The sequence below is a fragment of the Sphingomonas sp. Leaf67 genome, from assembly GCF_001421965.1.
Taxonomy (GTDB): domain Bacteria; phylum Pseudomonadota; class Alphaproteobacteria; order Sphingomonadales; family Sphingomonadaceae; genus Sphingomonas.
Genome location: NZ_LMLP01000001.1, coordinates 641,666 through 667,350, shown reverse-complemented (window position 1 = coordinate 667,350; position 25,685 = coordinate 641,666). Strand labels below are relative to the sequence as shown.

Below are 25,685 nucleotides of genomic sequence, written 5' to 3'. Positions count from 1 at the left end.
CGGCGCGCGAAGGAGTTTCCCAATGAACCAACCGGTGACCGTCGATATTCCCCATCAACTCGGACGCGCGGGCGTGCGGCAGCGGATCGACAGCGGTATCGACAAGCTGGCGGGCATGATCCCCGGCGGCACGCTGCACGGCAAGAGCTGGGACGGCGACACGCTGCACTTCACGGTCAGCGGCATGGGGCAGACGGTGCAGGCGCGCTGCGAGATGCACGACGCGCATGTCCACGCGGTACTCGACCTGCCGCCGATGCTCGCCATGTTCGCGAACAAGATCAAGGAGAAGCTGGGCAGGGATGGGCCGGCGCTGTTGAAGTAGCCGGCCCGACCGGGTCAGCGGGCCGCGAGCGGCTGGCTGACCCGCCAGATGGTGTTGCCGACATCGTCGGCGACGAGCATCGCGCCGGCCCGGTCGGCGATCACCGCGACCGGGCGGCCGTGGACGTCCTTGCCATCGGCGGTCAGGAAGCCGGTCAGCAGGTCGACCGGCTTGGCGTTGGCGACGGGGAAGCCGTTGGCGGCGAAGGGCACGTACACGACCTTGTAGCCCGAGGGCGGCACCCGGTTCCACGACCCGTGCAGCCCGATCGCCGCGCCGTTGCCGAACCGCTCGCCCAGCCGCATGTCGACGGTGAAGGCGAGGCCGAGCGGGGCGACGTGCGCGCCGAGCGCATAGTCGGGGCGGGCGACATATTGGCGCAGGTCGGGGCGCTGCGGCTGGACCCGCTCGTCGATATAGCCGCCCCAGTAATGCCACGGCCAACCATAGTTGCCGCCGAATTCGACCTTGGTCAGATAATCGGGCGGCATGTCGGAGCCGAGCATGTCGCGTTCGTTGACGACGGTCCACAGATCCTTGCTGCGCGGTTCGAACGCCATGCCGTTGGCGTTGCGCAGGCCCGAGGCGTAGATGCGGAACGTCTTCTTCACCGGATCGACCTGCCAGATCGCGGCGCGGTTCTTCTCGATGTCGAGGCCGTTTTCGGCGATGTTCGATGCCGAACCGACGCTGACGTACAGCGACTTGCCATCGGGATCGGCGACGACGTTGCGCGCCCAGTGATTGCCGCCGCCGGGCAGGTCGACGATCTTCTCGGGTGCCGCCGTGATGCGGGTCTGGCCGATGCGGAAGGGATAGCGGACCAGCGAGTCGGTATTGGCGACGTAGAGCCAGTCGCCGACCACCGCCATGCCCGATGGCGAGTTCAGCCCGGTGAGGAACACCGAACGCGCCTCCGCCGTGCCGTCGCCATTGGCGTCACGCAACAGGGTGATGCGGTTGGCCGACGGGGTGCCGGCCCCGGCCTGCTTCATGAACAGCCGCATGAACCAGCCGGTGATGCCGCCGCCCTCGCGCGGGGGGCTGTTGCTTTCGGCCACCAGCACGTCGCCATTGGCAAGGCGGTACAGCCAGCGCGGATGGTCGAGGCCCTTGGCGAAGGGCTGCACCTGCAATCCGGCGGGGGCGGTCGGGGTCTGGCCGTCCTTCCAGCCGATCGGATCGGCGACGCGGACGGTCGGGAACCACTGGTCGCGGACCTGGGTCAGCTGCGGCGTGCGCCCCGCCACCGCATTCTCGCTCAACTGCGCCCGGTCGGGCCGGGTGATGTAGAAGACCAGCCCGGCGATCAGGACCAGCAGCACGAGGCCGAAGCGGATGACGTGTTTGCGCATGGCCGATGAATAGGGCGGTGCAGGCGACGGGGGAAGGGGGCGCGGACGTTCCGATGTAAAGGGGCCGCCGGTGACAAGGGAGGAGCGCCGGCGGCCCGTCGGACCGGTTCGAAGGGGGCTTACGAACCGGTCCGCGACTGTTCGAATATCGAAATCGGATCGTACTGTAAAACCGATTGAATCGTTGTTGGTGATCGGTTTTGGCACTTAGCGGTATTGCCGCTGCTGCGACCTCCCTCTGAGCCCAACATTTGGGGCGGCCTTACTCCTCCTCGGTCGCTACCGGGGGGTGGAGTCGCAGGCGGAGGACGCGGCGGGTGTCGGCGGCGATGATTTCGATGCGCCAGCCCGACGGATGGTCAAGGCAGGTGCCTTCCTTGGGCACCTCTCCCGCCAGCACGAAGGCGAGGCCGCCCAGCGTCTCGACGTCCTCCTCGATCTCGCCGAGGCGCGGGTCGATCAGTTCGGCGGCGTCCTCCAGCTCGGCGCGGGCATCCGCCTCCCATGCGCCGCCCTCCAGCGGCACGAACAGGTCGGTCGGGGCATCGTCATGCTCGTCCTCGATCTCGCCGACGATCTCCTCGACCAGATCCTCGATGGTGATGAGGCCGTCGGTGCCCGAATATTCGTCGAGCACGATGGCGAGGTGGGTGCGGCTGGCCTGCATCTGTGCGAGCAGGTCGAGAGTCCCCATCGATTGCGGGACGTAGAGCGGTTGCCGCAACAGGCCGATCGCGGTCGGCGGATGCTCCTCGCCCTTCGCCAGTATCGCGAAGACGTCCTTCACATGGACCATGCCGACGATCGTATCGAGCTTTTCGCGATAGACCGGCAGGCGGCTATGGCCCGCTTCGGCGAACAGTTTCACCACATCGGCGAAGGGGGTGTTTTCCTCGAGCGCGACGATGTCGGCGCGCGGTACGCCCATGTCGCCCGCATCGCGTTCCCCGAAATGCAGGATGTTGCGCAACATCTTGCGCTCGATCGGCGAAAGATCGCCCGCGACCGGCGCGTCGTTCTCGTCCTCATGCGCTGCGATCACTTCCTCGATCCGTTCGCGCAGCGTCTCGCTGGCATCGGTACCGAAGATCAGCGAGCGCAGCCCCCGCCATATGCCCCCTTCGGAGCTGCTACTGTCGCCGGGCGGGGTGCTGGTCGAAACGTCGGCCATGATGGTCGTGTCAGTCCTCTGTAACGGGATAGGGATCGTGCAGACCGAGTTGGGCGAGCGTCGAACGCTCGATCGCCTCCATGGCTTCCGCCTCCGCATCATTCTGATGATCATGACCTAGCAAATGCAGGCAGCCATGGACAATCAGGTGCGTGGCATGATCGGCAACCGAAATGCCGCGTTCGGCTGCCTCGGCAGCACACACCCCGTGCGCGAGGACGATATCGCCGAGCAATACCTCGCCATCGTCGCTGTTCTGGGTGACGGTGTCGAGCAGATCGGGCTGGATCATCGGGAAGGACAGGACGTTGGTCGGCTTGTCCTTCTGCCGATATTGGCGGTTGAGCGTCTGCACCTCGTCATCGGAGGTCAAGCGCACCGCGATCTCGATCAGTGCCGGATCGGTCAGCCACACCCCCTGCGGCGTACGGCCGATCGCGGCGGTCGCGGCGCGGGTGGCGAGGGCCTCCCAATCCTGATCCTGCGGCCATTCGGCCTCTGCCTGTACGGCGATATCGATCATCTAAGGTCGGTCCTTGCGAAGTCGTCGCCCTTGTAGAGCAGCGTAGCATTGTTGGTACGGGCGCAGGCATAGGCGAAGCAATCGCCCATGTTGAGTTTCGCTTCGTGGCGACCCTTGCCGTAGCGATGGTAGGCTTCGACGGCGATCGAGGACTCGGACGGACCAATCGGAGCCAAGGCAATATCCAAGTCCCGACAGAACAGCTCGACGAGCGCCAATGCTTCCAATGGCTGGCATTTTCGATTGCGCGCAACCGCCATCGTCGTTTCCCACACCGCGATTGCCGACGACAGCAGATGCCCGTCATCCGCCATCCGGTCGATCAGCGACGCCGCATCCGGTTCGTCCGTCAGTACGGATACCAAGGCCGACGCATCTACAAAGAGGGTCAAACTTCCTCCTCGCCGCTCAGCCAGTCATAAAACGCTTTATCCGCTTTTAGCCCCGTGAGAGGCGGCAGGGGATTCTCGGCACGCCATTTCGCAATCCGATCGCGAAAGGCGCGGCGTCGTTCGTCAGGAGACAGTTGGTTTTCCAGCGCCATCAGTCCACGGCGAACGACATCCGTTTTGCTGATACCAAGCCGCTCGGCCAAGCGAGCAGCTTGATCGGCAGTTGCCGAGTCCTTGATATATAGCGACGCCATCGCGACCTCCGAACAGGATATCCCGCAACCTAATGCGGGATATCCCTCGACTCAAGCGTCCTTGCCTTCATAGGCCTCGACGATGCGGCCGACGATCGGGTGGCGCACCACGTCGCCGGCGCCGAAACGGGCGAAGGCGATGCCCTCGATCCCCTCCAGCCGGCGAGTGGCGTCGGCGAGGCCGGATGCCTGGACGCCGCCGGGAAGGTCGGTCTGGTTGGGATCGCCGCACACCACCATCCGGCTGTTCTGGCCGAACCGGGTCAGGAACATCTTCATCTGGGCGGGCGTCGTGTTCTGCGCTTCATCGAGGATCACGAAGGCATCGGCCAGCGTCCGGCCGCGCATGAACGCGATCGGCGCGATCTCGATCTCGCCCGACAGGATGCGGCGTTCGACCTGTTCTGCTGGCAGACAGTCGTTCAGCGCGTCGTAGAGCGGACGGAGATAGGGATCGACCTTCTCCTTCATGTCACCGGGCAGGAAGCCGAGCTTCTCCCCCGCCTCGACGGCCGGACGCGAGAGAATCAGGCGCTGGACGCTGCCGGTGATCAGCTGCGCCACCGCCTGCGCAACAGCGATATAGGTCTTGCCGGTGCCCGCCGGCCCCAGTGCGAAGATGATGTCGTTGCCGAGCAGCTGGTGCATGTAGCTGGCCTGCGCGACAGTGCGCGGGACGATCGTCTTCTTGCGCGTCCGGATCATGATCGAGGGCGCGCCCTGACCGCTTTCGGCGCGGAAGATGCCGTCGAGCGCGGGTTGCGACGACATGGCGATCACCGCGTCGATAAGGCCGGGATCGACCTCCTCACCGCGCAGAATGCGGCGATGCAGTTCGTTCAGCACTTCGCGGGCATGGGCCACCGCCTCTGCCGATCCTTCGATCCCCACCCGGTCGCCGCGGGCGGTGATGTAGACGCCCAGCCGTTCCTCAAGCGCCAGCAGGTTCGCGTCGAATTCGCCGAACAGGCGGGCGAGAAGTTGCGGCTTGTCGAAGCTGATTTCGGCGCGGGCGCGCTGACCGGCCTGGGCGGGAACGGGCTTTCGGCTCATGCGATCCTTTCGAAAAGCGGCCGGAACGCGGGATGCGTCCGGCCGACAGGAGCATAACAAAGGTGGGAACAGCGCATTACGCCTGCAACGTACGAAGGCGGACGGAGGGGCGAAAGGCGGCGCGGTGCTGCTGCATCGCCGGCGAGTGTGGCAGAGCGGAGGGCGGTGGGACAGCCCAAAACGAAGTGGCCAAAACGAAGGGGCCAAAACGAAGGGGCCAAAACGAAGGGGGACGTGGCCGTCCCCCGTTCGCGCTTACTTCAGCGTCGCCATGTCGATGACGAAGCGATATTTCACGTCGCTCTTCTGCATCCGGTCATAGCCGGTTTCGATTTCGTCCATTGCGATCGTTTCGATATCGGCGGTCAGGCCGTGCTGATGGCAGAAATCGAGCATTTCCTGCGTTTCGGCGATGCCGCCGATCAGCGAGCCGGCAAGCGACCGGCGGCCGAAGACGAGGTTGCCGACCGATGGCGACGGATGCGGCGTTTCCGGCACGCCGACCAGCGTCATCGTCCCGTCGCGTTTCAGCAGGGCGAGGAACTGATCGAGATCGTGCGATGCCGCAACGGTGTTCAGAATGAAGTCGAAGCTTCCGGCATGTTCGCCCATCGCGTCGGCATCCTTCGACACGATCAGGTCCTTGGCACCCAGTCGGATCGCGTCGTCGCGTTTGTTGGGCGAGGTCGAGAAGACATAGACCTCGGCACCCATCGCGGCAGCGATCTTCACGCCCATATGGCCGAGGCCGCCGAGCCCGACGATGCCGACCTTCTGCCCCGGACCGACCTTCCAGTGCCTGAGCGGCGAATAGGTGGTGATGCCGGCGCACAGCAACGGCGCGACGGCAGCAAGGTCCTTCTCGTCGTGCCGAACGTTCAATACGAAGTCCTGATCGACGACGATGTGGTCCGAATAGCCGCCAAAGGTATGGCCGCCGAGCACGGGGTCGGGGCCGTTATAGGTCCCGACGAAGCCGGTGCCGGTGCAATATTGCTCCTCGCCCTCATGGCAGGACGGGCATTCACCGCAGCTGTCGACCATGCAGCCCACGCCGACGGTGTCGCCGACGGTGAACTTGGTGACGTCGGAGCCGACGGCGGTAATCTTGCCGACGATCTCGTGTCCGGGAACGCAGGGGTAGAGGGTGCCGGGCCATTCGCCGCGCGCGGTGTGCAGGTCGCTATGGCAGACGCCGCAATACTGGATGTCGATCGCGACGTCGTTCGGCTGCGGATCGCGGCGTTCGAACGAGAAGGGAGCGAGCTTGCTGTCGGCCGACTGCGCGGCATAGCCCTGTGCGGGGGTCGTCATGCTGGGTTTCCATTGATGAAAGGGGTCGCCAGCACAATGCAACGCCGGAGCATTCGTTGCTGATACAAAGTATCAACAGGTTGATTTTTCAGGTGACGCGACGCTCGCCATGTTCGAGCATCGCCGGGATCACAAGATCCTCTTCATCGGTGAGATGGCGGCCGAGCATCGTCAGCAGCGTTCGCGATCGCTCTGCATAATCGGCGGCGGCGCGGTCGAGCGCACCCGCTCCGCCGAGCGCCGCCAGCAAGGTCCGGGCGCCCTCTACATTCCGGTCCAGCGCATCGTGGATCGCATGGTGATCGGCGTCGAGCAGGTCGAAGCCGCGCGCCATGCGCGGATCGAGCGCGCGGAATTTGGGGAAATAGGCGCTGTCCTCGATCTGGTGATGCGCGTTCAGATGCTGGAGGAAACGGTTGAGGTCGGGGACGAACCGCCGCTGGAACGCCGGTGCGTCGAGCCTGCCGTCGCGAAAGGCGGCGAGCGAGGTTTCGACCGCCGCCGCCTCCGCGCGCAGCGAAGCGTGGATGTGCAGCCAGAAATCGGCGAGCTGGCCGAAATTGGCATGGGTGCGCCAGTCGGGCTGCGGATAGGTGGCGCGGAGATAGGCGAGGTCGTCGCCGATGCCCCCGCGCGTCGCGAGGTCGCTCACGCTGCCGCCCGCACGCGCTCCACGCCCGACAATGAAACCGCACCCGATGCGACGATCTCGACCTCGACCATGTCGCCGATCTTCGTGTCGGTCATGAAATGGACCGATTGTAGCCACGGCGACTTGCCGAGCATCTGACCCGGCTGACGGCCCTGCCGTTCGACCAGCACCTGACAGGTCCGGCCGATCGTCGCGTCGTTGAACGTCTTCTGATCGCGCAACAGCGCCGCCTGCAGTCGTTGCAGCCGTTCGTCCATCACCGCCAGCGGGACTTCGCCGGCCATGTCGGCGGCGGGGGTGCCGGGGCGGGGTGAGTATTTGAAGCTGAACGCCTGCGCATAGCCGACCGCGTCGACCAGACGCAGCGTATCCTCGAACTCGGCATCGGTTTCACCGGGGAAGCCGACGATGAAGTCGCCCGACAAGGCGATATCGGGGCGGGCGACGCGAACCCGGTCGAGCAGGCGCAGATAGCTGTCGGCGGTGTGGCTGCGATTCATCGCCTTCAGCACGCGGTCGTTGCCGGCCTGAACCGGCAGGTGCAGGAACGGCATCAGCTTCTCGACGTCGCGGTGCGCGTCGATCAACCCTTGCGTCATGTCGTTGGGGTGGCTCGTCGTATACCGGATGCGCTCCAGCGCCGGGATGCGGTCGAGTTCGCGGATCAGCGCGTCGAGACCGCGACCGTCGCCGTCGACCCACGCATTCACATTCTGTCCCAGCAGCGTGATCTCGCGCGCGCCGGCATCGACCAGCGCCTTCGCCTCGTCGACGACGCGCGCGAAGGGGCGGCTGATTTCCGCGCCGCGGGTATAGGGCACGACGCAATAGGTGCAGAATTTGTCGCACCCTTCCTGCACGGTCAGGAACGCGCTCGGGCCGCTGCGGCGACGCGCCGGCAGGTGGCCGAATTTCGATTCGGGCGGCATGTCGGTGTCGAGTGCGGGCTTGCCGGCGGCGGCGTCGGCGACCAGCTTCGGCAGGTTGTGATAGGCCTGCGGGCCGACGACGACGTCGACCTTCGCCCGTCGGACGATTTCGGCGCCCTCCGCCTGCGCGACGCAGCCGGCGATGGCGATCATCGGGTCGGCACCGTGCTTGCGCAGGCGGCCGATGTCCGAATAGACTTTTTCGGTCGCCTTTTCGCGGATGTGGCAGGTGTTGAGCACGACCAGATCGGCGGCATTGGCATCGTCGGTCGCGGTCATGCCCTGCGCCGCCATCAATTCGGCCATGCGCTCGCCATCATAGACGTTCATCTGGCAGCCGAACGACTTGACGTGAAAGGTCCTGGGGGTGGTAGTCATCGGCGGCCCTGTACCGGATTTCGACCGCGGTAGGAAGGATTCGGGTTCACGCGAAGGCGCGAAGGCGCGGAGATAAGAAGGGAGTGGTTCGTGCAGAGCCGCGGAGACGCGGAGAGGTGGCGCTTGCCGCGACAGCAGCCCTCTATCTTTCGTGTAGCAAGAGAGGGGCTTCGCCGGACGGGATCCAAGCGCCCGCGCAACGCCTCCTCCGCGTCTCCGCGGCTCTGCGCGAACCACTCACTTCTTTGTGCCCTCGCGCCTTCGCGTGAACCAACTATCCCTGCCGTTCTGCCATCACTTCGGCGATCAGGTCCTTGCGGCTCAACTTGCCGATCATCGTCTTGGGCAGGGTCAGGCGGACGACGACCTCGTCGACGCGTTCGTGCTTGCCCAACTGGGGGTTGAGCCATGCCTTCAGCGCGTCACCGTCGACATCGGCGTCGTCGGCCAGCGTGACATAGGCATGCGGGCTTTCGCCCCGATAGTCGCTGGGCAGGCCGACGACCAGCGCCTCGCGGACGGCGGGGTGGTGGTACAGGACACGCTCGATCTCGCTCGGGAACACCTTGAACCCGCCGACCGCGATCATGTCCTTCAACCGGTCGACGATGCGGATGAAGCCGTCGTCGTCGATCGTGCCGACATCACCGGTCCGCAGCCAGTGAACGCCGTCGGCATCGGTAACGAAGGTCGCGTCGTCGGCGTCGTGACGGCCCCAATAGCCGGTCATGATCTGTGGGCCGGCAACGACGATCTCACCCGGTTCGCCGACGGGCGGGTCGAGGGTCGGATCTTCCTTGTCGACCAGCCGGACGCGGGTGCCGGCGATCGGTTGTCCGATGCTGCCGGCCTGTTGCGGCCCGGCATAGGGATTGCACGACACCACGCCCGAGCTTTCCGACAGGCCGTACCCCTCGACAAGGGTCGCGCCGGTCGCCGCTTCGAACCGTTGCTTGAGTTCGGGCGGCATCGGCGCACCGCCCGAGACGCAATAGCGCAGCGACGAGAAATCGGTCTGCTTGAGGCGCGGATGGTCGAGCAGGGCGCGGTACATGGTCGGGACGCCGGGCAGGGCAGTCGCCCTGGTCCGATCGAGCGCGGCCAACACCTGTCCGGCGTCGAACCGGGGCAGCATCACGATCTCGCCGCCGGTCACGACGGTGCGGTTGAGGACGCAGGTGTTGGCGAAGACATGGAACATCGGCAGCACGCCGAGGATGCGGTCGAGCCGGCTGTTACCGTCGGGGTCGAGCCAAGCGACCTGTCGGGCATTGGCCGACAGATTGGCATGGGTCAGCATCGCGCCCTTGGGACTGCCGGTCGTGCCACCGGTATACTGGATGAGGGCGAGGTCGCGTTCGGGATCGATCGCCGGCATGCTGCAACCACCGTCATTGGCGATCAGCGCCGAAAAGGCGCTGACCCGGTGGTCGTCGGGACGTGGCGTCACCTCCTGCGACCGGAACCAGCGGTAGAAGAGCGACTTGGCGGCGGGCAGCGCCCCCGCGATCGATCCGACGACCAGCCGTTCGAGCGAACTGCGCGCGAGCACCTCCAGCGCGGTCGGCAACAGTGCCGAGGCGGACAGGGTGAACAGCAGCTTCGTCCCCGAATCCTCGACCTGCGCCGCCAGTTCGTGCGCGGTGTAGAGCGGCGAGAAGTTGACGACCGTCGCGCCGAGTTTGAGGATGCCGTAATAGGCGGCGACGTAATGCGGGACATTGGGCAGGAACAGCCCGATCCGGTCGCCCGGGCCATAGCCGAGCTTGGCCAAGCCACACGCGACGCGGTCCGCGCCGTTCCTGGTTTCGGCATAGCTGTAATGGCGGCCGAGAAAGTCGATCAGCGGCGCGGTGCCGCGACGGGCGGCCGCTTCCTCGAACAGCGTCACCATCGACATCGGTGGTATCGGTTCGTCCCAGCGAACCGGATGGGCGTAGCGGTCGAGGATCGGTGCGGCGCTGCTCATTTACAATTGTGTAAGCAGCGCTTTCGCTACATGCAAGCCGGGTTGCGTCGCGCGTAATCGGGGTGTCAGGCCGCCATCGACAACGGTGCGCGTCCGGCGCGGTCGCGACCGGCAGCCTTGGCCTGGAACAGTGCCTTGTCGGCAAGGCGATAGAGCCGTTTCCAGTCATTCTCGTCCGACAGCGGGCCGTGGCAGATGCCGATGCTGCTGGTCACGCGCAGGTCGAACGGCAGGCGCTGCGCGCGGACATTGGCGAGCAGCACGTCGGGATCGGGCATCGCCGATTCTTCGCCCAACAACGCGAATTCTTCCCCGCCCATGCGGGCGACCAATACGCCCGGCGGTGCGTGTAACCGCAGCGTACGGGCGAACTGGCGCAACACCTCGTCGCCGCCGTCGTGACCGATCGTATCGTTGACCTGTTTGAAATGGTCGATGTCGAACAGCATCAGCGTACGCGAACCCGGTGCCGTAATCGCTCGCGACAGGAAGGCGCGGCGGTTGAGCAGGCCGGTCAGCGGATCGGTATCCGCCAACTCGCGCGAGATCGCTTCTTGCCGCACCGCTTCGTCGCGTTCGTGGCTGAGCACGCGGATGCGATAGGCGATGGCGGCGCTGGCGGTCAGCGTCTCGACGCTCATCGCCACCATCGTCGAATTGTCGATCCAGAAGTTCCATGACAGCAGATTGATATTGTAGAGCGAGCGAACGACCAGCATTCCCACCGGTGCCGCCCAACTGAGCGCGAACAGCCAGAGATAGTCGCTGCGCCGCCGCCACGCGCGCCACACCACGAGGCCGACAGCGACCGGCGCGAAGCACATCGTCAGCGAGAAGATGCGGTCGAGCGGGTTGATGGCGATCGGCCCGACCGCCATCAGCAGCACGCCGAGCAGTCCGAAGATGACGGTGACCATCTGGATCAGCCGGAGTGGCCAGCCGTCGAGGATCCGGCGTTCGAAGAAACAGGCGCAAAATGCCAGCGCCGAGGCCATGCCCCATGACAGCGCCAGATAGCTGGTCAGGATGCGACGATTATTGGCGAGGCCGGGCAACAGCCACGCCAGCGCGCCCGACGAAGACAACGCATAGATCACCAGGCAGGCAAGCAGCCCGCAATAGGCGATCTGAAAGTCGTGCTGCAGTACCCGCCACAGCGCGAAATTGTAGAAGAGCAGGCCGGCGCACAGCCCGATAAAGCCGGCATAGAATGCGGCGAGCAGCATGTTCGAACGCTGGCTTTCGATGTCGTCGGTCACGCGGGCACCAACCACGATGCCACGCATATTGGCGGCCCCGCCGACCCGCCACAGGACCCGTTCGACGGGCGCGCCATCGGGCGTGAAACGATGTTCGACGATCGCGCCAAGCTGGATATGGCGGTCGATGCCGACATTGTCGTCGAGCGAGCCGGTGATGCGGCCATCGGCGGCGATCGCATAGACGGCCAGACTGTCCTGCCACAGGCTGACCTGTCGCACGCGTACCGCCGCCGCCGGATCGGCGGGCGCGGGAAGACGACCGGACAGGATCCAGTAATCGCCGCGTCCGAACGCGATCTGCCGCGTGGTACAGTCGAACCGGCCGGTATTGGCCAACACGCCGCGGACGGTGTCGCCGGGCTGGACCCGGCTGACACAGGTCGTCAGCGGCGTGCCGCCGATCCCTGCCTGCGCACGCGCCGGCGTGGCGCACAACGCACCGAACGCGACGAGCAACGTGATCCACAGGGTTCGACAGGTCGATACCATGCACCGGACCTGCCAGCCGACCCCCAAGATTCGGTTAACGCGGCGTTCGTTTTTTCGGTCGGCGGGTCAGTGCGCGGCGACGATCGCCGCGCTTAGTCCGGCCAGCGTCGCCTGTCGCGCGATCTGGCGGAGGGTGTCGGCACCGGTGCCGGCGGGGGTCAGTACGCGCGCGCTGGACCGGCCAGCACCGGCCGGCTGGGGAAAGGTCGTGGCACGGCTGGGTTTCTGCGCACCTTGTTGCCGGACGAAGGCGGCGACCGCCTCGCTCGGGCCGCTGACCACCAGTTCGGGGCCACCCTGCGCCGGGCTCAGCCCACATCCGGCCAGCAGCGTCGCCGCCGCAATCGTCATGAAAATCCGCATCCTCACCCCTATCGCTCGCCGCGTGGTCGCGGTCGTTGGCAGGCGGCAAGCTGACATGCGCGGGCGTGCGGCGCAATGGGGCAGGATCGGTCGCGTCAGCCCAGTGCCTCGTCGAGCAGCCGGGCGAGGCGCAGGCCGCCCTTCCTGACCTGACCCTGCGCGATGGGGATCAGCCGGGCGACGGTGGCGTCGTCGAGCCTGACCCGGCCAGCGGGTCTGGGGCCGCAGCCATCGCCGCCCAGTGCCGGGGCATAGACATATTCGCGGCTGACCTCCCAGCTGTCGCGGCTCCAGTCGACGACGGTGCCGGCCTGTACCGGCGCGCGTTCGGCGGGGGTGTAGACCCGCAGGATCGAGGGCGGGGTACTGATCGCACGTTCGGCGAGCGGACCGTCCCAGATCGAATGGAGATTGAACCGGTCGGGGTGATAGATGCCGTAATCGGCCCGTACCCAGTTGCCGCCCAGATCGCCGCGATCGCCGGCATGAAGCGGCATATGCAGGTCGCCGACGAAGTGGACGAGAAAGGCGAGCGCCATCACCCGTTCGCGCATCGGGACGTCGCGGTCCTTCAGCAGCTTCAGGTTGCGGGTTATCTGCGCCGAGACGCAGTTGCCGTCCTTGCACGGTCCCTTCAGGTCGAACGGTTTGCACACGTCGACATTCTGGTAATGCCACGAATAGGCGTAGCTGAACCGCTCGCCGAGTGGCTTGATGCAATCGGCCCACACGCTCGCTTCCTCGATGGTGCGAGCCGGGCAGGTCGGCGTTTCGAGCAGCCCCTGATGCCGCAGGATCCGGTCGATCGCGGCGCGGGTATCGGGCCGGACGTTCAGCCGCGCGATCGTCGCGACGCTCTGGTGGCCATATTCCCAATAGGCATAGGCGGGCGAGGTCGCGAACAGGCAGGCGAGCGAGAGGAACAGGCGGCGAATCATCGGGTTGCCCCTTAAAGCCTGTCGTACGGCATGAAAACCGGGACTATCCCTCCTCGCCATAGATGGCGACGCGGCGGGTGCCGTCGCTGCCGGCGCGACCGCGATACATGCCGGGGGTGGTGAAGCTCCACGCGACGTCACCGTCGGGGCCGGCGACGATGACGCCGCCGGTGCCGGCCAGCGCCTGCGTTTCGGCCAGCACCACGTCGGCGGCGGTTTGCAAGTCTTCGCCGGTAAAGCGGATTCGCGCCGAAATCTCGTGCGCGACACCGATGCGGATGAAGAATTCGCCGGCCCCGGTCGCCGAAACGGCGCAGGCGCGGTCGTCGGCATGGGTGCCGGCGCCGATCAGCGGCGAATCGCCGATACGGCCCCAACGCTTGCCGGTGACGCCGCCGGTCGAGGTCGCGGCGGCGACATGGCCGGCGGCATCGACCGCGACCGCGCCGACCGTGCCGTATTTCATGTCGACATCGAACCAGCCATCGGGATTGGCCTTCATCGCATCGAGCTGCGCGCGGCGTTCGGGTGTGACGAACCAGTCGGGATCGACCTGTTCGATGCCCTGTTCAGTGGCGAAGGTATCGGCACCCTTGCCGGCGAGCAGGACGTGGGGGCTGTGTTCCATCACGGCGCGCGCGAGACTGACGGGGTGACGGGTGCGGGTGACGCCGGCGACCGCACCGGCGGCGCGGGTCGCGCCGTCCATGATCGCGGCGTCGAGTTCGATCGCGCCGTCGAAGGTGAAGACCGCGCCACGCCCCGAATTGAAGGTCGGATCGTCCTCCAGCACCCCGACCGCCGCCTCGACCGCATCGAGCGCGCTGCCGCCCGAGGCGAGCACCGCTTCGCCGGCGGCCAGTGCGGCGTCGAGGCCGGCACGGGCGGCGGCGTCGGTCGCGGCGCTGACGGTGTCGCGGGTCAGGATGCCGGCACCGCCATGCACCAACAGGGTCCAGCGGGGGGCGGGGGCACTCGACATGGCTTCATCCTGCTACGGTTACACGCCTGCCTGCTAGCAGATCGCGGGTCGGCTGCCACCCTGTCGTACCGGGCGTGGGGCGACGCCGACGAGGATTCCGAACGTCGACACCAGCCGGGCCAGCGCGACGGTCGCGGCGCAGACGGCGATCGTCGCGGTCAGGATCGCCGCCGCCTGTACCGGCGGGGCCAGCGCCAACGGCAGGGTGAACCACGTCGCCAGCACGATCGCGGGATGATGGATGAGATAAGCGGGCAACACCGCCTGTCCCAGCGTCCGCCGCCAGCGATGGTCGCGATTGGCATGGGCGTCGGCGAGGTGGAACAGCGTGACGACCATCCCCCATGCCATGACCGATCGGGCCGCGCGGCTGGCAGCCATTACCGCGTGCGGTGGTATGGCGGTGCCGGGATAGGTGACTTCCACGCTCATCGCGACGCCGCCCGCCAGCAGCGCGAGCAGCGCGGCGAGGGGCCAGCACCGGTGGAGCGAGCGCCACAGCGGCGGATGGCGGGCGATCAGAAAGCCGAGGACGAACAGCGTCAGGAACTGCGAATGGCCCGCCCAGTCGCGAAACAGCCCCTGCCGTTCGGGGATCAGGAACAGCAATGCCAGTCGCGCCGCCGCCGTCGCCGCCATCGGCGCCCACAACAGGCGCATGCCGGGCAACAACCACGCCGCCACCCGGTCGAGCCATGCCAGCGCCGGGCGCGATGCCGTGACGCCGGCCACGATCATCGTGTAGGCCCAGAGATAGACGAGGAACCAGAGATGCTCCCAACTGGGAAACTCGACGCCCCACCGCGTGCCGACCGCCCACGCATCGAACAGCCAGAAATGCAGATAGCCATCGGGATAGCTGCTTTCGCGCACGCGCACCCACATTTCGAGCGGCACGATCGCGACCATGCCGAACGCGAGCGGGACCAGCAGCCGCCGCGATCGATCGCGGGCAAATGCCAACCAGCCGCCGGCCCGCGCGAACAGCATCGCGCTGGCATAGCCCGAAACGGCGAACAACAGGCCCAGCCGCCACGGCGTCAGCGCCGCCATCGGCACGACCAGCGCGGGATAGGCGTGGCCGGTCGACACGATCCAGTGCCACGGGCTGAACGCCAGTGCGATGTGATAGGGGATCAGCATGGCGAATGCGGCGATGCGCAGCCAGTCCAGCCCGTAATGGCGGCCCGCCGGTGTCATGCGTTGCTGAAGTCCCCTGCGGCATTGCGTCACGCGACTTTCGCCTGACGCAATGCCGCCCTATACTGGGAACAAATAACCGAAGCGTTAGCGAGAATTTACCATGTCGATCCGCCCATGGCGCGATATCCACCGCCGGCAAAGCCGCCAGATCATGGTCGGCAACGTCCCCGTCGGCGGCGACGCGCCGGTCACGGTGCAGACCATGACCAATACCGACACCTCCGATGCGGTGGCGACGATCGACCAGATCCGCCGTTGCGAAGAGGCGGGCGCGGACATCATCCGCGTGTCATGCCCCGACGTGCCGAGCACCGCCGCGCTTCGGCAGATCACCCGCGCCGCGCGTGTGCCGATCGTCGCCGACATCCATTTCCACTATAAGCGCGCGCTGGAAGCCGCCGATGCGGGTGCGGCGTGCCTGCGCATCAATCCGGGCAATATCGGGTCGAACGAGCGCGTCGCCGAAGTTGTTCGCGCGGCCAAGGCCAATGGCTGCGCGATCCGCATCGGCGTGAACGGTGGCTCCCTCGAAAAGCATCTGCTCGAAAAATATGGCGAGCCATGCCCCGACGCGCTGGTCGAGTCGGCGATGGACCATATCAAGCTGTTACAGGACCACGACTTCCACGAGTTCAAGGTCGCGGTGAAGGCATCCGACCTGTTCATGGCGGTCGCGGCGTATCAGCAACTGGCCGAGATGGTCGACTGCCCGCTGCATCTGGGCATTACCGAGGCCGGCGGGTTCGTCGGCGGCACGGTCAAGTCTTCGATCGGCATCGGGTCGCTGCTGTGGTTCGGGATCGGCGACACGATCCGCGTATCGCTGTCGGCCGAGCCGGAAGAGGAAATCCGCGTCGGCTTCGAAATCCTGAAGGCGCTGGGCATCCGCAATCGCGGGGTGCGCGTCGTGTCGTGCCCGTCCTGCGCGCGGCAGGGATTCGACGTGATCCGCACCGTGCAGGCGCTGGAGGAGCGGTTGCAGCATATCCGCACGCCGATGTCGCTGTCGGTGCTGGGCTGCGTCGTCAACGGCCCCGGCGAGGCGCGCGAGACCGATATCGGCATCACCGGCGGTGGCAATGGCAGGCACATGGTCTATCTGTCGGGGGTCACCGACCACCATGTGCAGGACCCCGACATGATCGAGCATATCGTCAGGCTGGTCGAGGCCAAGGCGGCGGAAATCGATGCGGCGAGTGCGGGGATGCCGCAGGCCGCGGAGTAGGCGGCGGCCCAATCCCGCCGGACCGTTCGTGCCGAGTAGCGCCCGAGCGGAGTCGAAGGCTCGTATCGAACTACCCTGGGCGGTCCTTCGATACGCCATTTCGACGTCGCCCGATGGCTACGCAGGACGAACGGAGTGGCCTGCGTGGCTAACGCCTATGACCCGCCCAGCACGTTCACGCTGAACGCGACCACGCCCAGATTGAAGACGAACGCGATCAGGCAATGGCCGGTCACCGTGCGGCGCATGATGCGCGAGGTGATCGATACGTCCGAGGTCTGGAACGTCATGCCGAGCGTGAAGGCGAAATAGACGAAGTCCCAGTAATCGGGTTCGTCGGTGCCGGGCATGTCGATGCCGCCGCTGTCCTTGCCGGTGGCATCGGCGGTGTAGAAAAGATGCGCATAGTGCATCGCGTAGATGGTGTTGGCGAATGCCCATGCCAGCAGCAGCGTCGCCACGACCAGCACCACGACGCCCGCGCCCGGACTGCCGCGCTGTCCCAGTTCGACACCGATCGCCGCCAGCACCACAATCGCGATCGCCCCGGATAGCAGCAGCAGCAGCGGGCGGTTGGCGTCGTTGCGGATCGCAGCGGCCCGCATCGCATCGGTCGATGCGCCGAGGAGCGGGATGCACGACAGCAGGAACACGACCGCCCCGGCATCGAACGCCAGCGGAACCCCGCTGCGCCAGCCGAACGTAGGGATGCTCCACCCCCCGATCGCACCCGCGACCAGCGCGAAGACGAGGAAGCGGGGCGGCGCGATGCGTTGGCCGAGATTGAGCGACATGCGGTTCCTGTATCGTACCGCCGCGCCGTTCGGAAGCGGTCCGGCCGTCCGGTGATGGGGACGGCCGGGCGCCGGACCCGTTCAGTTCTTGATCGTCACCATGCCGACCGGCTTGTCCTTGGTAGATGCGTTGGCGGCGATGGTCTTCACCTTGGCCGCCTTGGGCTTGCGGAGTTCCTTGTTCGACTTCTGCTGGCTCTTGGCCATGACGTTGTCCTTCACGGGCGAGGCGCCCGGTGACGAGCCTATACCATCCGCATCCCCGCCCTTGCATCAAATCGGCGCGCACGCGACAGCGATCCCGTCCGCCGTTCGCAAAGGTCCGCCGATGTCTGCCGCCCCGTCCAGCTTGCGCGCCTTGCTCGTCGCCGGAGGCGGGATCATGGTCTATACGGTGATGGACGCGCTGATGAAGCAGTTGTCGATCGACAGCGGCGCCTACAACGCCGTCCTGTGGCGATCGATCGGCGGTGCGATCCTGTGCGGCGTGTTGTTCGTTGCGGTCAGGCGACCCTGGCCGGTGCGGGCGACGCTGGCGCTGCATATCGGGCGTGGCGTCGCGGCCGGATCGTCGGTGGTGCTGTTCTTCTGGGGCCTTGCCCGCGTTCCGATGGCGCAGGGGGTGGCGCTGACCTTCCTCGCGCCGCTGATCGCGCTGTATCTGGCCGCGCTGTTTCTGGGTGAGACGATCCGCCGCGCGGCCATCGTCGGGTCGGTGGTCGCGTCGGCGGGCGTGCTGGTGATCGCGGCGGGGGAGGTGCAGGCCGATGCCTCGACGCAGGCAGTCCTCGGCAGTCTCGCCTGCGTCGCTGCGTCGATACTCTATGCCGGCAGCCTGATCCTGCTGCGGCGACAGGCGCAGGTCGCCGACCCGGTCGAGGTCGCCTTCTTCGCCAATCTCGTCATCGGCGGAATGCTGTTGCCGGCCGCGCCGTGGCTGGGCGCGATGCCGGCAGGATCGCAACTGCCGCCGCTGTTCGGAGCGATCCTGCTGAACATCGCGTCGGTGATGGCGCTCGCGTGGGCCTATGCGCGGGCGGAGGCGCAGGTGCTGGCCCCGGTCGAATATAGCGCGTTCCTCTGGGCCGCGCTGGCCGGCTGGATCGTGTTCGGCGAAACGGTGTCGCCCTACACCGTCATCGGTGCGCTGCTGATCGTCGCCGGGTGCGTGGTCGCGGTGCGGCGGCGGGTGCCGGCGATGCAGAGCGAAGCGGGGGCATGAGCGCCGACGAAGGCTTGCTGCTTTGGGTCGAGGAGGCGCTGGCACCCGTCGGGCGCGTCACCTGGCGGCGGATGATGGGCGGTGCGACGCTGTATCTCGACGGCATGGTCTTCGCGATCGTCCTCGACGATGCGCTGTGGTTCAAATCGGATGCAGTGGCCGATCCGGTCTGGGACGCCGCCGGGTGCACGCGATTCACCTATCAGCGGAAGGACGGAAGCGTTGCGACGATGAACTATCGCCGGGTGCCCGATGGCGTGTTCGACGATGCCGACCTGCTGGCCGAATGGGCGGCGCTGGCGGTCGAGGCGGGGCGCCGGGCGCCGGTCAAGCGGCGGCGGACGAAGCGGCGGGATACGGCATAGCGGGATCGTGTCCCTTTGCCGCAAACAAAACGGGCGGGGAAAATCCCCGCCCGCATAAGCTCAACGACCCGGTACGTCGTAGTCGTGCGGTTCTTCGCCCTGCGCCTTGGCTGCGTTGTAGCGTTCGATCGCTTCCAACGTGATGCGCTTGGCTTCCTCGGCACCGCCCCAGGTGCCGATCCGGACCCACTTCTTCTTTTCGAGGTCCTTATAGTGGGTGAAGAAGTGTTCGATCTGTTCGAACACGATTTCGGGCAGATCGGCGCGTTCGCCGACGTTGCTGTAATAGGGAAAGGTCGAATCGACCGGCACGCACACCAGCTTTTCGTCGCCGCCGGCTTCGTCCTCGAGGTTGAGCACCGCGATCGGGCGGGCGCGGACGACGCAGCCGGGAATGAAGGGCGAGCGCGACACGACCAGCGCGTCGAGCGGATCGCCATCGGGCGACAGGGTGTGCGGCACGAAGCCGTAATTCGCCGGATAGCGCATCGGCGTGTGCAGGATGCGGTCGACGAACAGCGCGCCCGAAGCCTTGTCGAATTCATACTTTACCGGTTCGCCACCGGTCGGAACTTCGATGATGACGTTCAGGCTGCTCGGCGGATTGTCGCCGGTCGGCACCATGTCGATGCGCATTGATAGTCTCCCTTGTCTGGCACGGACGCGCGTACGACGCGCCCTTTAGCCGCATTTACGAACGGTTGAAGCAGGTTTTGTTTAGAATCGTCAAAGGTGACAACCGGATGGTCCCGGATCGGGATCATCCGGCCGAACATCATTTCGCGGTAAGCAGGCGATCGAGGCCATTGTCGCCCGAACCGACCTTTTCGAACCGGGGATACCGGTGCCCGTCGTGATAGGGGATCGCGACCTCGCGCACCGCTTCGTTCAGGTTGACGGTCAGGCGGATCGGTTCCTTTGCGCCCCTGGCCGCGCCGACCGCATCGCGCAGGCGATCGGGGGTATAGGCGCTGCCGTTGACCGCGAGGATCGTCGTGCCGATCTCGAACCCGGCCTTGAACGCCGGGCTGCCCCAGATCACGCTGGTGACCTTGCCGTCCTTGTTCGCGCCGAGACCCAGCGAATAGGTCAGCGCTACGCCGCCCGCGCTCTTCTCGCGCCCCTTCAGATACGGGGTCGGGGTGTCGGTATAGGTCAGGCGATAGCCGTTGGCGGCGAAACCGTCGATCGGGGCACGGTCCGTCCGGGCGTTCAGCCGCCTGTCGAGGAAGCCGGCCCAGTCATAGGGCTGGATGCCGTTCAGCGTCTTTGCGACATCGGCCAGCGTATAGGGCAGCACGCCCCAGTCGCCGTCGCGCATCCCGAAAAAGGCGCGGGCGAAATCGTCCATCGACCTGGTGCCACCCGACTGCTTGCGCAGCATCGAGTCGACCTCCATCCACACCAGCAGGCCTTCGTTGTAATAATCCTCCGAACGCTGCCAGCTGGGCCAGCCCTTGGGACGACGGGCGGTGATGACCGGATCGTTGGTGGTGTCGATCAGCGGCCGCCACTGCCGCCCCTCGCGCGCGTCCAGTGCGGCGGCGATGTCGGCATAGGCGTCGAGCGTATCCTGCTTCGACACCAGCCCCGAGCGCGCCTGCAACACATAGCCCCAGAACTGGGTCTGCCCCTCATACACCCACAGCAGCGAGTTGCGCATCGGCATACGGAAATCGGGCGTGAACAAATCCGCCCCACGACGGTACTTGCCGTCCCAGCTATGGGTGAATTCGTGCGGCAACAGGTTGCGTTCGCCCGGCCCCGCAGTCCAGTCGGTGAAATAGCCGGGGTCGACGCCGTTTTCGGACGAACGATGATGTTCAAGGCCGATCGAACCCATCTTGTCGGTGATCGACAGCAGGAATTCGTATTTGTCGTAATGCTGCGCGCCGAACAGCTTCACCGCCTGTTCGACCAGCCGGGTATGCGCCGCGACCTGATCGGGGGTGGCGGCCAGTTCGGAGGGCTTGTCGGCGACGATGTTCAACCCGACCCGGTCGGTCAGTGCGAACCGCTTGAAATATTTGCCGGCGAAGACCGGTGAATCGATCAGCGTTTCGTAGCTGGTCCGGTCATATTTATAGACGCCGTTCTGCACCTTCGACGGCAGGCCCGATGCGGCGGTCCAGCCGGCGGGATAGCGCACCGACGCCTCTACGGGCAAGCGGCGGGTGTAATAGCCGGCAGGGTACAGGCTCACCGCTTCGAATTGCAGGTTCAGCATTTCGGGGGTGACGACGATGCGGCCCTGATCGCCTTGCTGAGCCGACAGGAACTGGAACTGTACGTCGAGATTCTTCGCGCCGGCGGGCACGTCGATATGGAAGGAGAACATGTCGAGCACGTCGCGGGTCCATGGCAGCTCGCGGCCATTGGCGCGGACGACGAGGCCGGCCAGCTTCTCGATCTCGCCGCGGGGGCCGTGTTTGCCGGGCAGCCATTTCGGCATCATCAGCACCATGTGACCGCTGCGGGCGACCGGGATCGTTTCCTTCACGCGGAAGATGCCCTGCACGGTGTCGGTCGCGTCGACGTCGAGCTTGATCGTGCCGGGATAGTCAATGTCGCGCGCGGCGGGGACGGTGTCGACGATCGGGGTCGGTTGCGGCAGCGTGTTGCCCGGCGGGTTGATCTGGGCGGTGGCGGGCAGGGCGGTGGTCAGCAGCAATACGCTCAGCGGGACAGGCAGCAAATGGGTACGCAAGGGCGGGGACTTCCTTCGGACGCGGATATGCTTCACCGGATGCTTACCATGTCGGTGATAGCGGATGACGCCATGTATCACGCCAACCCGTTGCCTGTGCAAGCCGAACCCGAATCGCGGCCCGCATCGGCGGTGTCGGCGGGCGTCGGGCTGGCCGGGCTGGCTGGATTGTGCGGCTGGATCGCGGTCGCGTGGCATTACGGGATGGACGGTCCGTATGCGGCGCTGGTCAACGTCGTCGCCTGTGCGGTGCCGATGGTGTTGTGGTCGCTGCTGGTCGACAAGGTGCACCGCAACCCGTCGACCGGCATCGATTGGGACCATGTCCGGCCGTGGCGCGAGACGGTCGAGATCAGCCTGACGAAGCTGGCGGGGCTGTGGCTGACCTGGGGCGTGATCGCCGGCATCTATGCGACCGGGCGATTTTATTGGGAGGGCGGGTTCGCCTTTTCGATGTGGGTGTTCGAATGGGCGGCCGTGCCGCTGTTCGTGCTGTCGATCCCGTACATGCTGTGGATCGACCGGCGGTTGGTCGAACCAAAGGACGGGTGCTGGGCATTGGGGGCGTGGATGATGCACCTGCCCGAGCCGATCGACCACGCGGCGATATACAACCATCTGCGCGGCTGGGCGGTGAAGGCGTTCTTCCTCGCGTTCATGCTCGCCATCGTGCCGCCGGGGTTCGGCGAACTGATCCGCACCCAGCGCGCCGACATCGTGACCGGACCGGTGCCGTTGGCCAACTGGCTGATCACCTTCATGTTCGTGATCGACGTGGGCGTGGCGACCGCCGGATACATCCTCGCGATGCGGCCGCTCGACAGCCATATTCGCAGCGCCACGCCCTATGCCGCCGGATGGGCGGCGGCGCTGATCTGCTATCCGCCGTTCATCCTGATGGCCGATGGCGGGCCGCTGGATTATCATCCGGGGACGTCGGACTGGACCCACTGGTTCGCCGGGCAGCCGGTGGCGTTGTGGTTGGTCGGCGCGGTGCTGGTCGGGCTGACCGCGATCTATGCGTGGGCGACACTGGCGTTCGGGTTGCGGTTCTCGAACCTGACGCATCGCGGCATCCTGACGCACGGACCCTATGCCTTTAGCCGGCACCCGGCCTATCTGTCGAAGAACCTGTTCTGGTGGATTTCGACGATCCCCGTCCTGACGACCGCCGATAACTGTACCGAAGCGGCGCGCAATACCGCGATCATGGCGGCGGTCAGCAGCGTCTATTACTGGCGTGCCCGGACCGAGGAACGGCATCTCGGCCTCGATCCGGTCTATCGCGCCTATAGCGGCTGGATGACGCGCCATGGCGCTATCCCGCGCGCCTTTGCCCGTATCGGGATCGGGCGGGGCCGTAACCCCCCGCCCGATGCGATCAGAACCCGCCCGACAGGGTGAAGAACGCCATGCGCGGCGGCTGGGCATAGGTGTTGAAGGTCCGCGCGGCGGCACCGACGACGATCTCGTAAATGCCCTTGCGGTCGGTCAGGTTGGTGATGTTGACCGACAGCCGCGTGTTGCGCAGCCCCAGCCCGAGCGTTTCGGGCAGCGCATAGCTCGCCTGAAGGCTGATCAGGTAGCGACCCGAAATCGATTGGTCGTTGGTATAGGTCGCGAAGCGGCGGCCGACGAAATCGCCGATCGCCTGCACCTCGAACGGACCCGACGCGGCGGTGACGACGGTCTTGTTCAGCCAGCGCGCGACGTTGGGCACGTCCTTGCCCGCGGTCGCGATGGTGGTGGTGCCGCTGACATAGTCGTCGTCGTAACGCGAGCGGTTGTACGACAGCGCGTTGTAGATCGAGAAGCCCGGTCCGAACCGCACCGTCGCCGCCGCATCGATGCCGTTGGTGGTGACGCCGCCGACATTCTGGAGGATCGACACGCCGCCGATGACCGAGGCGATGACCGGCGTCGCGCTGATCTGCAGCAGGCGGTTGCTGAAATCGACGTGATAGGCACTCAACTGCCCCTCGATCGCGGTGACCGGGCCGAGGTCGACATTGTGGCGCGATCGGACGCCGGCTTCGTAGGTCCATGACGATTCGGGCTGGGTATCGGCCTTGATCTGGTCGAACGCCTGCTGGCTGCCGACGTTGAACGGCGACAGGCCGGCGGCGACCGATGCCTGGAACTGGCGAACATTCTTCTGGATGTGGCCGAAGACCTGATCGTTCGGCGTCACGTCCCACACCGCACCGATTGCCGGCAGGAACCATTTGCGGGTGTTGAGCTGACCCTCCGGGAAACCGGTCGACGATCCGGGCAGTGCGCCGGGCCGCGGCTGGACCGGGATGCGCCCTTCGGCGAATTGCAGGCTGGATTTGAACCCGCCCTCGATCGCGAGGGCCGGGGTTACCTGCCACCGGTCCTGTACGTGCAGCTGGATCAGGTCATATTCGGTGATGCTGGCATATTGGGTCAGGCGGCGCAGCGACGGATCGGCATATTCGTATGGCGAGGGCGGGCTGCCGACCGGCACCGCATACCAGCGGCGGAAGATGGTGTTGCGATTATGTTCGTACCAGCCGCCGATGTCGAACACATGGTCGCCGCTGGTGACGGTCAATGCCGCGAGCGAACCGACGCGGTTGATGCCATATTCGGTGGTGCGCAGCGCATAACCCGAATTGCCGAAGACCTGCTTCAGATTCTGACCCGGATAATAGATGCGGAACAGCCCCGGCAGGCCCGCGACCGAAATCGGCCCGACGATCTGCCCCTGACCATCGTCATCGTGATAATAGGGCTGGAGTTTGAAGACGATGCCGTCGCCCAGCTTCTGTTCGAGCTTGAGATAGGCGAGATAATCGGTGCGCTGCGCATCGCCATAATAGTTGAGATAGTTGGCCGGATTGTTCGACGGCGGTGCGCCGTTCGCGTCGAGATAGGCGAGCGCGCCCTGCCAGTTCGGATACAGGACGGTGCGGTAATAGGGTTCGAAGCTGCCGGTGTTGCGCGCGACCGAATCCTGGTTCGGTTCGTCCTTCTGGCTGTACGCGAAATAGCCGGTCAGCGTGGTGGTCGGCGTCGAGTGGACGAACTTGGCGTTGGCCTGCCACCCCTTTTGCCGGGCGTCGAATTCCCACGCGCGGGCGTTCTGGCGGATGCCCGAGATGTAGAGCGCGTTGCTGCCACCCAGCGCGTCGAACCGGCCGGTGTCGAAGCGCAGATAGCTGCGGCTGGCGTCGTAGCTGCCGAAGGTCTGGCCGAAGCGGCCGCCCATGTCGGCCGCCGGATCGCTGGTATAGGTTTCCAGACCGCCGCCCAGATTGCTGGCCGAGGCGGTGGCGAGGTCGGCGGCGCCGGCGGTCAGGCGGACGCGCGCCACGTTTTCGCTGATCACGGCGCGCTGCGGCGACAGGCTGTTGAAATTGCCATAGGACTGATCGCCGAGCGGCACGCCGTCGAGGGTGAAGCCCAGCTGGTTCTGATTGAAGCCATGGACGGACAGCGCGATATTCTGTTCGTTATTGCCCCATGGATCGGCGGTTTCGAACTGGACGCCGGGCAGCGTCTGGATCGCCTTGACCGGATTGACGCCGGGCAGGAGTTTCTGGATCTCGGCGGCTTCGAGCACGACGGCTGAGCGGGTCGTGCGCTTGCCGGTGACGACGACGGTGCCGTCCGCCTGATCGGTCGTATCGGCATCGGCCGCAGCGTCCAGCGCGATCTGCTGCGCGGTGGCGGGGGCGGCGAGGATCAACGACGCGAGCGACGCGGCAAGCAACAGGCGTGCGCGGCGGCGCACTGCCGTGATAACGGACAACATGGAATTCCCTCCCGGAAACGCGAAAGCGCGGACCGGGGTCGC

At 66.0% G+C, this 25,685-nt stretch carries 25 protein-coding genes; 5 read left to right on the top strand and 20 right to left on the bottom strand.

What is annotated here, in order from left to right; all coding sequences use genetic code 11:
- The first annotated feature begins 22 nt into the window (after positions 1-22).
- Positions 23-325: a polyhydroxyalkanoic acid system family protein gene (locus ASE90_RS03210; RefSeq protein WP_055995825.1), complete on the top strand. Its 303-nt coding sequence runs from the start codon at positions 23-25 to the stop codon at positions 323-325.
- A gap of 14 nt (positions 326-339) precedes the next feature.
- Here ASE90_RS03210 and ASE90_RS03205 read toward each other — a convergent pair whose 3' ends face one another.
- The 15 genes from ASE90_RS03205 to ASE90_RS03140 form a co-directional block, all read right to left on the bottom strand.
- Entirely contained in the window at positions 340-1,680 is a 1,341-nt protein-coding gene (locus ASE90_RS03205; protein WP_055995822.1) for a PQQ-dependent sugar dehydrogenase, read from the bottom strand.
- Positions 1,681-1,942: 262 nt separating this feature from the next.
- On the bottom strand, positions 1,943-2,851 hold the full coding sequence (locus ASE90_RS03200) for a hemolysin family protein (RefSeq protein WP_055995820.1): 909 nt from the start codon (positions 2,849-2,851) through the stop codon (positions 1,943-1,945).
- Positions 2,852-2,861: 10 nt separating this feature from the next.
- Positions 2,862-3,374: an rRNA maturation RNase YbeY gene (gene ybeY, locus ASE90_RS03195; RefSeq protein ID WP_055995817.1), complete on the bottom strand. Its 513-nt coding sequence runs from the start codon at positions 3,372-3,374 to the stop codon at positions 2,862-2,864.
- On the bottom strand, positions 3,371-3,766 hold the full coding sequence (locus tag ASE90_RS03190) for a type II toxin-antitoxin system VapC family toxin (RefSeq protein ID WP_055995814.1): 396 nt from the start codon (positions 3,764-3,766) through the stop codon (positions 3,371-3,373). The genes ybeY and ASE90_RS03190 overlap by 4 nt, the downstream gene beginning before the upstream one ends.
- Positions 3,763-4,020: a type II toxin-antitoxin system VapB family antitoxin gene (locus ASE90_RS18905; RefSeq protein WP_082449356.1), complete on the bottom strand. Its 258-nt coding sequence runs from the start codon at positions 4,018-4,020 to the stop codon at positions 3,763-3,765. The genes ASE90_RS03190 and ASE90_RS18905 overlap by 4 nt, the downstream gene beginning before the upstream one ends.
- Before the next feature lie 51 nt (positions 4,021-4,071).
- Positions 4,072-5,073, bottom strand: coding sequence for a PhoH family protein (locus ASE90_RS03185; RefSeq protein ID WP_055995811.1), 1,002 nt, complete (start codon positions 5,071-5,073; stop codon positions 4,072-4,074).
- Between the two features lie 255 nt (positions 5,074-5,328).
- A complete protein-coding gene (locus ASE90_RS03180) occupies positions 5,329-6,387 on the bottom strand; it encodes an NAD(P)-dependent alcohol dehydrogenase (RefSeq protein WP_055995808.1) in 1,059 nt (352 codons plus the stop codon).
- A gap of 88 nt (positions 6,388-6,475) precedes the next feature.
- Positions 6,476-7,039: a hemerythrin domain-containing protein gene (locus tag ASE90_RS03175; RefSeq protein ID WP_235531634.1), complete on the bottom strand. Its 564-nt coding sequence runs from the start codon at positions 7,037-7,039 to the stop codon at positions 6,476-6,478.
- Positions 7,036-8,346 (bottom strand): tRNA (N6-isopentenyl adenosine(37)-C2)-methylthiotransferase MiaB, encoded by a 1,311-nt coding sequence (miaB, locus tag ASE90_RS03170; protein ID WP_082449353.1) that lies wholly within the window; start codon positions 8,344-8,346, stop codon positions 7,036-7,038. The genes ASE90_RS03175 and miaB overlap by 4 nt, the downstream gene beginning before the upstream one ends.
- Before the next feature lie 274 nt (positions 8,347-8,620).
- Positions 8,621-10,315: a long-chain-fatty-acid--CoA ligase gene (locus ASE90_RS03165; protein WP_055995802.1), complete on the bottom strand. Its 1,695-nt coding sequence runs from the start codon at positions 10,313-10,315 to the stop codon at positions 8,621-8,623.
- A 65-nt stretch (positions 10,316-10,380) separates the two neighbouring features.
- Complete coding sequence (locus ASE90_RS03160; protein ID WP_055995799.1) at positions 10,381-12,066, bottom strand: sensor domain-containing diguanylate cyclase; 1,686 nt, start codon at positions 12,064-12,066, stop codon at positions 10,381-10,383.
- Between the two features lie 66 nt (positions 12,067-12,132).
- Positions 12,133-12,429, bottom strand: a complete 297-nt coding sequence (locus ASE90_RS03155; RefSeq protein ID WP_055995796.1) for a hypothetical protein — start codon at positions 12,427-12,429, stop codon at positions 12,133-12,135.
- Between the two features lie 95 nt (positions 12,430-12,524).
- Complete coding sequence (locus tag ASE90_RS03150) at positions 12,525-13,367, bottom strand: S1/P1 nuclease (protein ID WP_055995794.1); 843 nt, start codon at positions 13,365-13,367, stop codon at positions 12,525-12,527.
- Positions 13,368-13,410: 43 nt separating this feature from the next.
- A complete protein-coding gene (locus ASE90_RS03145) occupies positions 13,411-14,349 on the bottom strand; it encodes an isoaspartyl peptidase/L-asparaginase family protein (protein WP_055995791.1) in 939 nt (312 codons plus the stop codon).
- Between the two features lie 33 nt (positions 14,350-14,382).
- Positions 14,383-15,549, bottom strand: coding sequence for an acyltransferase family protein (locus ASE90_RS03140; RefSeq protein WP_055995788.1), 1,167 nt, complete (start codon positions 15,547-15,549; stop codon positions 14,383-14,385).
- A gap of 103 nt (positions 15,550-15,652) precedes the next feature.
- Here ASE90_RS03140 and ispG point away from each other — a divergent pair, with 103 nt between their 5' ends.
- Positions 15,653-16,777, top strand: coding sequence for a flavodoxin-dependent (E)-4-hydroxy-3-methylbut-2-enyl-diphosphate synthase (ispG, locus tag ASE90_RS03135; protein ID WP_055995785.1), 1,125 nt, complete (start codon positions 15,653-15,655; stop codon positions 16,775-16,777).
- A gap of 155 nt (positions 16,778-16,932) precedes the next feature.
- On the opposite strand, the gene ASE90_RS03130 is transcribed toward ispG, so the two are convergent.
- Entirely contained in the window at positions 16,933-17,571 is a 639-nt protein-coding gene (locus ASE90_RS03130; protein ID WP_055995781.1) for a DUF1345 domain-containing protein, read from the bottom strand.
- An 81-nt stretch (positions 17,572-17,652) separates the two neighbouring features.
- The gene (locus ASE90_RS19490; protein ID WP_156361396.1) at positions 17,653-17,793 is read right to left on the bottom strand and encodes a hypothetical protein; all 141 of its coding nucleotides are present in this window, start codon (positions 17,791-17,793) and stop codon (positions 17,653-17,655) included.
- A gap of 106 nt (positions 17,794-17,899) precedes the next feature.
- Between ASE90_RS19490 and ASE90_RS03125 the strand changes: the two genes are divergently transcribed.
- Together ASE90_RS03125 and ASE90_RS03120 are read left to right on the top strand one after the other, a co-directional pair.
- On the top strand, positions 17,900-18,793 hold the full coding sequence (locus ASE90_RS03125) for a DMT family transporter (protein WP_055995778.1): 894 nt from the start codon (positions 17,900-17,902) through the stop codon (positions 18,791-18,793).
- Positions 18,790-19,158 (top strand): TfoX/Sxy family protein, encoded by a 369-nt coding sequence (locus tag ASE90_RS03120; protein ID WP_055995776.1) that lies wholly within the window; start codon positions 18,790-18,792, stop codon positions 19,156-19,158. Before ASE90_RS03125 ends, ASE90_RS03120 begins: the two co-directional genes overlap by 4 nt.
- 60 nt (positions 19,159-19,218) lie before the next feature.
- On the opposite strand, the gene ppa is transcribed toward ASE90_RS03120, so the two are convergent.
- Complete coding sequence (gene ppa, locus ASE90_RS03115) at positions 19,219-19,794, bottom strand: inorganic diphosphatase (RefSeq protein ID WP_055995774.1); 576 nt, start codon at positions 19,792-19,794, stop codon at positions 19,219-19,221.
- A 139-nt stretch (positions 19,795-19,933) separates the two neighbouring features.
- Entirely contained in the window at positions 19,934-21,865 is a 1,932-nt protein-coding gene (locus tag ASE90_RS03110; protein WP_082449351.1) for a M61 family metallopeptidase, read from the bottom strand.
- A gap of 72 nt (positions 21,866-21,937) precedes the next feature.
- Here ASE90_RS03110 and ASE90_RS03105 point away from each other — a divergent pair, with 72 nt between their 5' ends.
- Positions 21,938-23,269, top strand: a complete 1,332-nt coding sequence (locus ASE90_RS03105; RefSeq protein WP_055997192.1) for a methyltransferase family protein — start codon at positions 21,938-21,940, stop codon at positions 23,267-23,269.
- On the opposite strand, the gene ASE90_RS03100 is transcribed toward ASE90_RS03105, so the two are convergent.
- Positions 23,247-25,643, bottom strand: a complete 2,397-nt coding sequence (locus ASE90_RS03100) for a TonB-dependent receptor (RefSeq protein WP_055995768.1) — start codon at positions 25,641-25,643, stop codon at positions 23,247-23,249. The genes ASE90_RS03105 and ASE90_RS03100 overlap by 23 nt on opposite strands.
- Positions 25,644-25,685 lie beyond the last annotated feature (42 nt).

What these genes read in the sequence shown, in the direction of transcription:
- ASE90_RS03210 (WP_055995825.1), top strand. Translation starts at nt 23, where the DNA reads ATGAACCAACCGGTGACCGTCGATATTCCCCATCAACTCGGACGCGCG.
- ASE90_RS03205 (WP_055995822.1), bottom strand. Translation starts at nt 1,680, where the DNA reads ATGCGCAAACACGTCATCCGCTTCGGCCTCGTGCTGCTGGTCCTGATC.
- ASE90_RS03200 (WP_055995820.1), bottom strand. Translation starts at nt 2,851, where the DNA reads ATGGCCGACGTTTCGACCAGCACCCCGCCCGGCGACAGTAGCAGCTCC.
- ybeY (WP_055995817.1), bottom strand. Translation starts at nt 3,374, where the DNA reads ATGATCGATATCGCCGTACAGGCAGAGGCCGAATGGCCGCAGGATCAG.
- ASE90_RS18905 (WP_082449356.1), bottom strand. Translation starts at nt 4,020, where the DNA reads ATGGCGTCGCTATATATCAAGGACTCGGCAACTGCCGATCAAGCTGCT.
- ASE90_RS03185 (WP_055995811.1), bottom strand. Translation starts at nt 5,073, where the DNA reads ATGAGCCGAAAGCCCGTTCCCGCCCAGGCCGGTCAGCGCGCCCGCGCC.
- ASE90_RS03180 (WP_055995808.1), bottom strand. Translation starts at nt 6,387, where the DNA reads ATGACGACCCCCGCACAGGGCTATGCCGCGCAGTCGGCCGACAGCAAG.
- miaB (WP_082449353.1), bottom strand. Translation starts at nt 8,346, where the DNA reads ATGACTACCACCCCCAGGACCTTTCACGTCAAGTCGTTCGGCTGCCAG.
- ASE90_RS03165 (WP_055995802.1), bottom strand. Translation starts at nt 10,315, where the DNA reads ATGAGCAGCGCCGCACCGATCCTCGACCGCTACGCCCATCCGGTTCGC.
- ASE90_RS03160 (WP_055995799.1), bottom strand. Translation starts at nt 12,066, where the DNA reads ATGGTATCGACCTGTCGAACCCTGTGGATCACGTTGCTCGTCGCGTTC.
- ASE90_RS03155 (WP_055995796.1), bottom strand. Translation starts at nt 12,429, where the DNA reads ATGCGGATTTTCATGACGATTGCGGCGGCGACGCTGCTGGCCGGATGT.
- ASE90_RS03150 (WP_055995794.1), bottom strand. Translation starts at nt 13,367, where the DNA reads ATGATTCGCCGCCTGTTCCTCTCGCTCGCCTGCCTGTTCGCGACCTCG.
- ASE90_RS03145 (WP_055995791.1), bottom strand. Translation starts at nt 14,349, where the DNA reads ATGTCGAGTGCCCCCGCCCCCCGCTGGACCCTGTTGGTGCATGGCGGT.
- ASE90_RS03140 (WP_055995788.1), bottom strand. Translation starts at nt 15,549, where the DNA reads ATGACACCGGCGGGCCGCCATTACGGGCTGGACTGGCTGCGCATCGCC.
- ispG (WP_055995785.1), top strand. Translation starts at nt 15,653, where the DNA reads ATGTCGATCCGCCCATGGCGCGATATCCACCGCCGGCAAAGCCGCCAG.
- ASE90_RS03130 (WP_055995781.1), bottom strand. Translation starts at nt 17,571, where the DNA reads ATGTCGCTCAATCTCGGCCAACGCATCGCGCCGCCCCGCTTCCTCGTC.
- ASE90_RS03125 (WP_055995778.1), top strand. Translation starts at nt 17,900, where the DNA reads ATGTCTGCCGCCCCGTCCAGCTTGCGCGCCTTGCTCGTCGCCGGAGGC.
- ASE90_RS03120 (WP_055995776.1), top strand. Translation starts at nt 18,790, where the DNA reads ATGAGCGCCGACGAAGGCTTGCTGCTTTGGGTCGAGGAGGCGCTGGCA.
- ppa (WP_055995774.1), bottom strand. Translation starts at nt 19,794, where the DNA reads ATGCGCATCGACATGGTGCCGACCGGCGACAATCCGCCGAGCAGCCTG.
- ASE90_RS03105 (WP_055997192.1), top strand. Translation starts at nt 21,938, where the DNA reads ATGTATCACGCCAACCCGTTGCCTGTGCAAGCCGAACCCGAATCGCGG.
- ASE90_RS03100 (WP_055995768.1), bottom strand. Translation starts at nt 25,643, where the DNA reads ATGTTGTCCGTTATCACGGCAGTGCGCCGCCGCGCACGCCTGTTGCTT.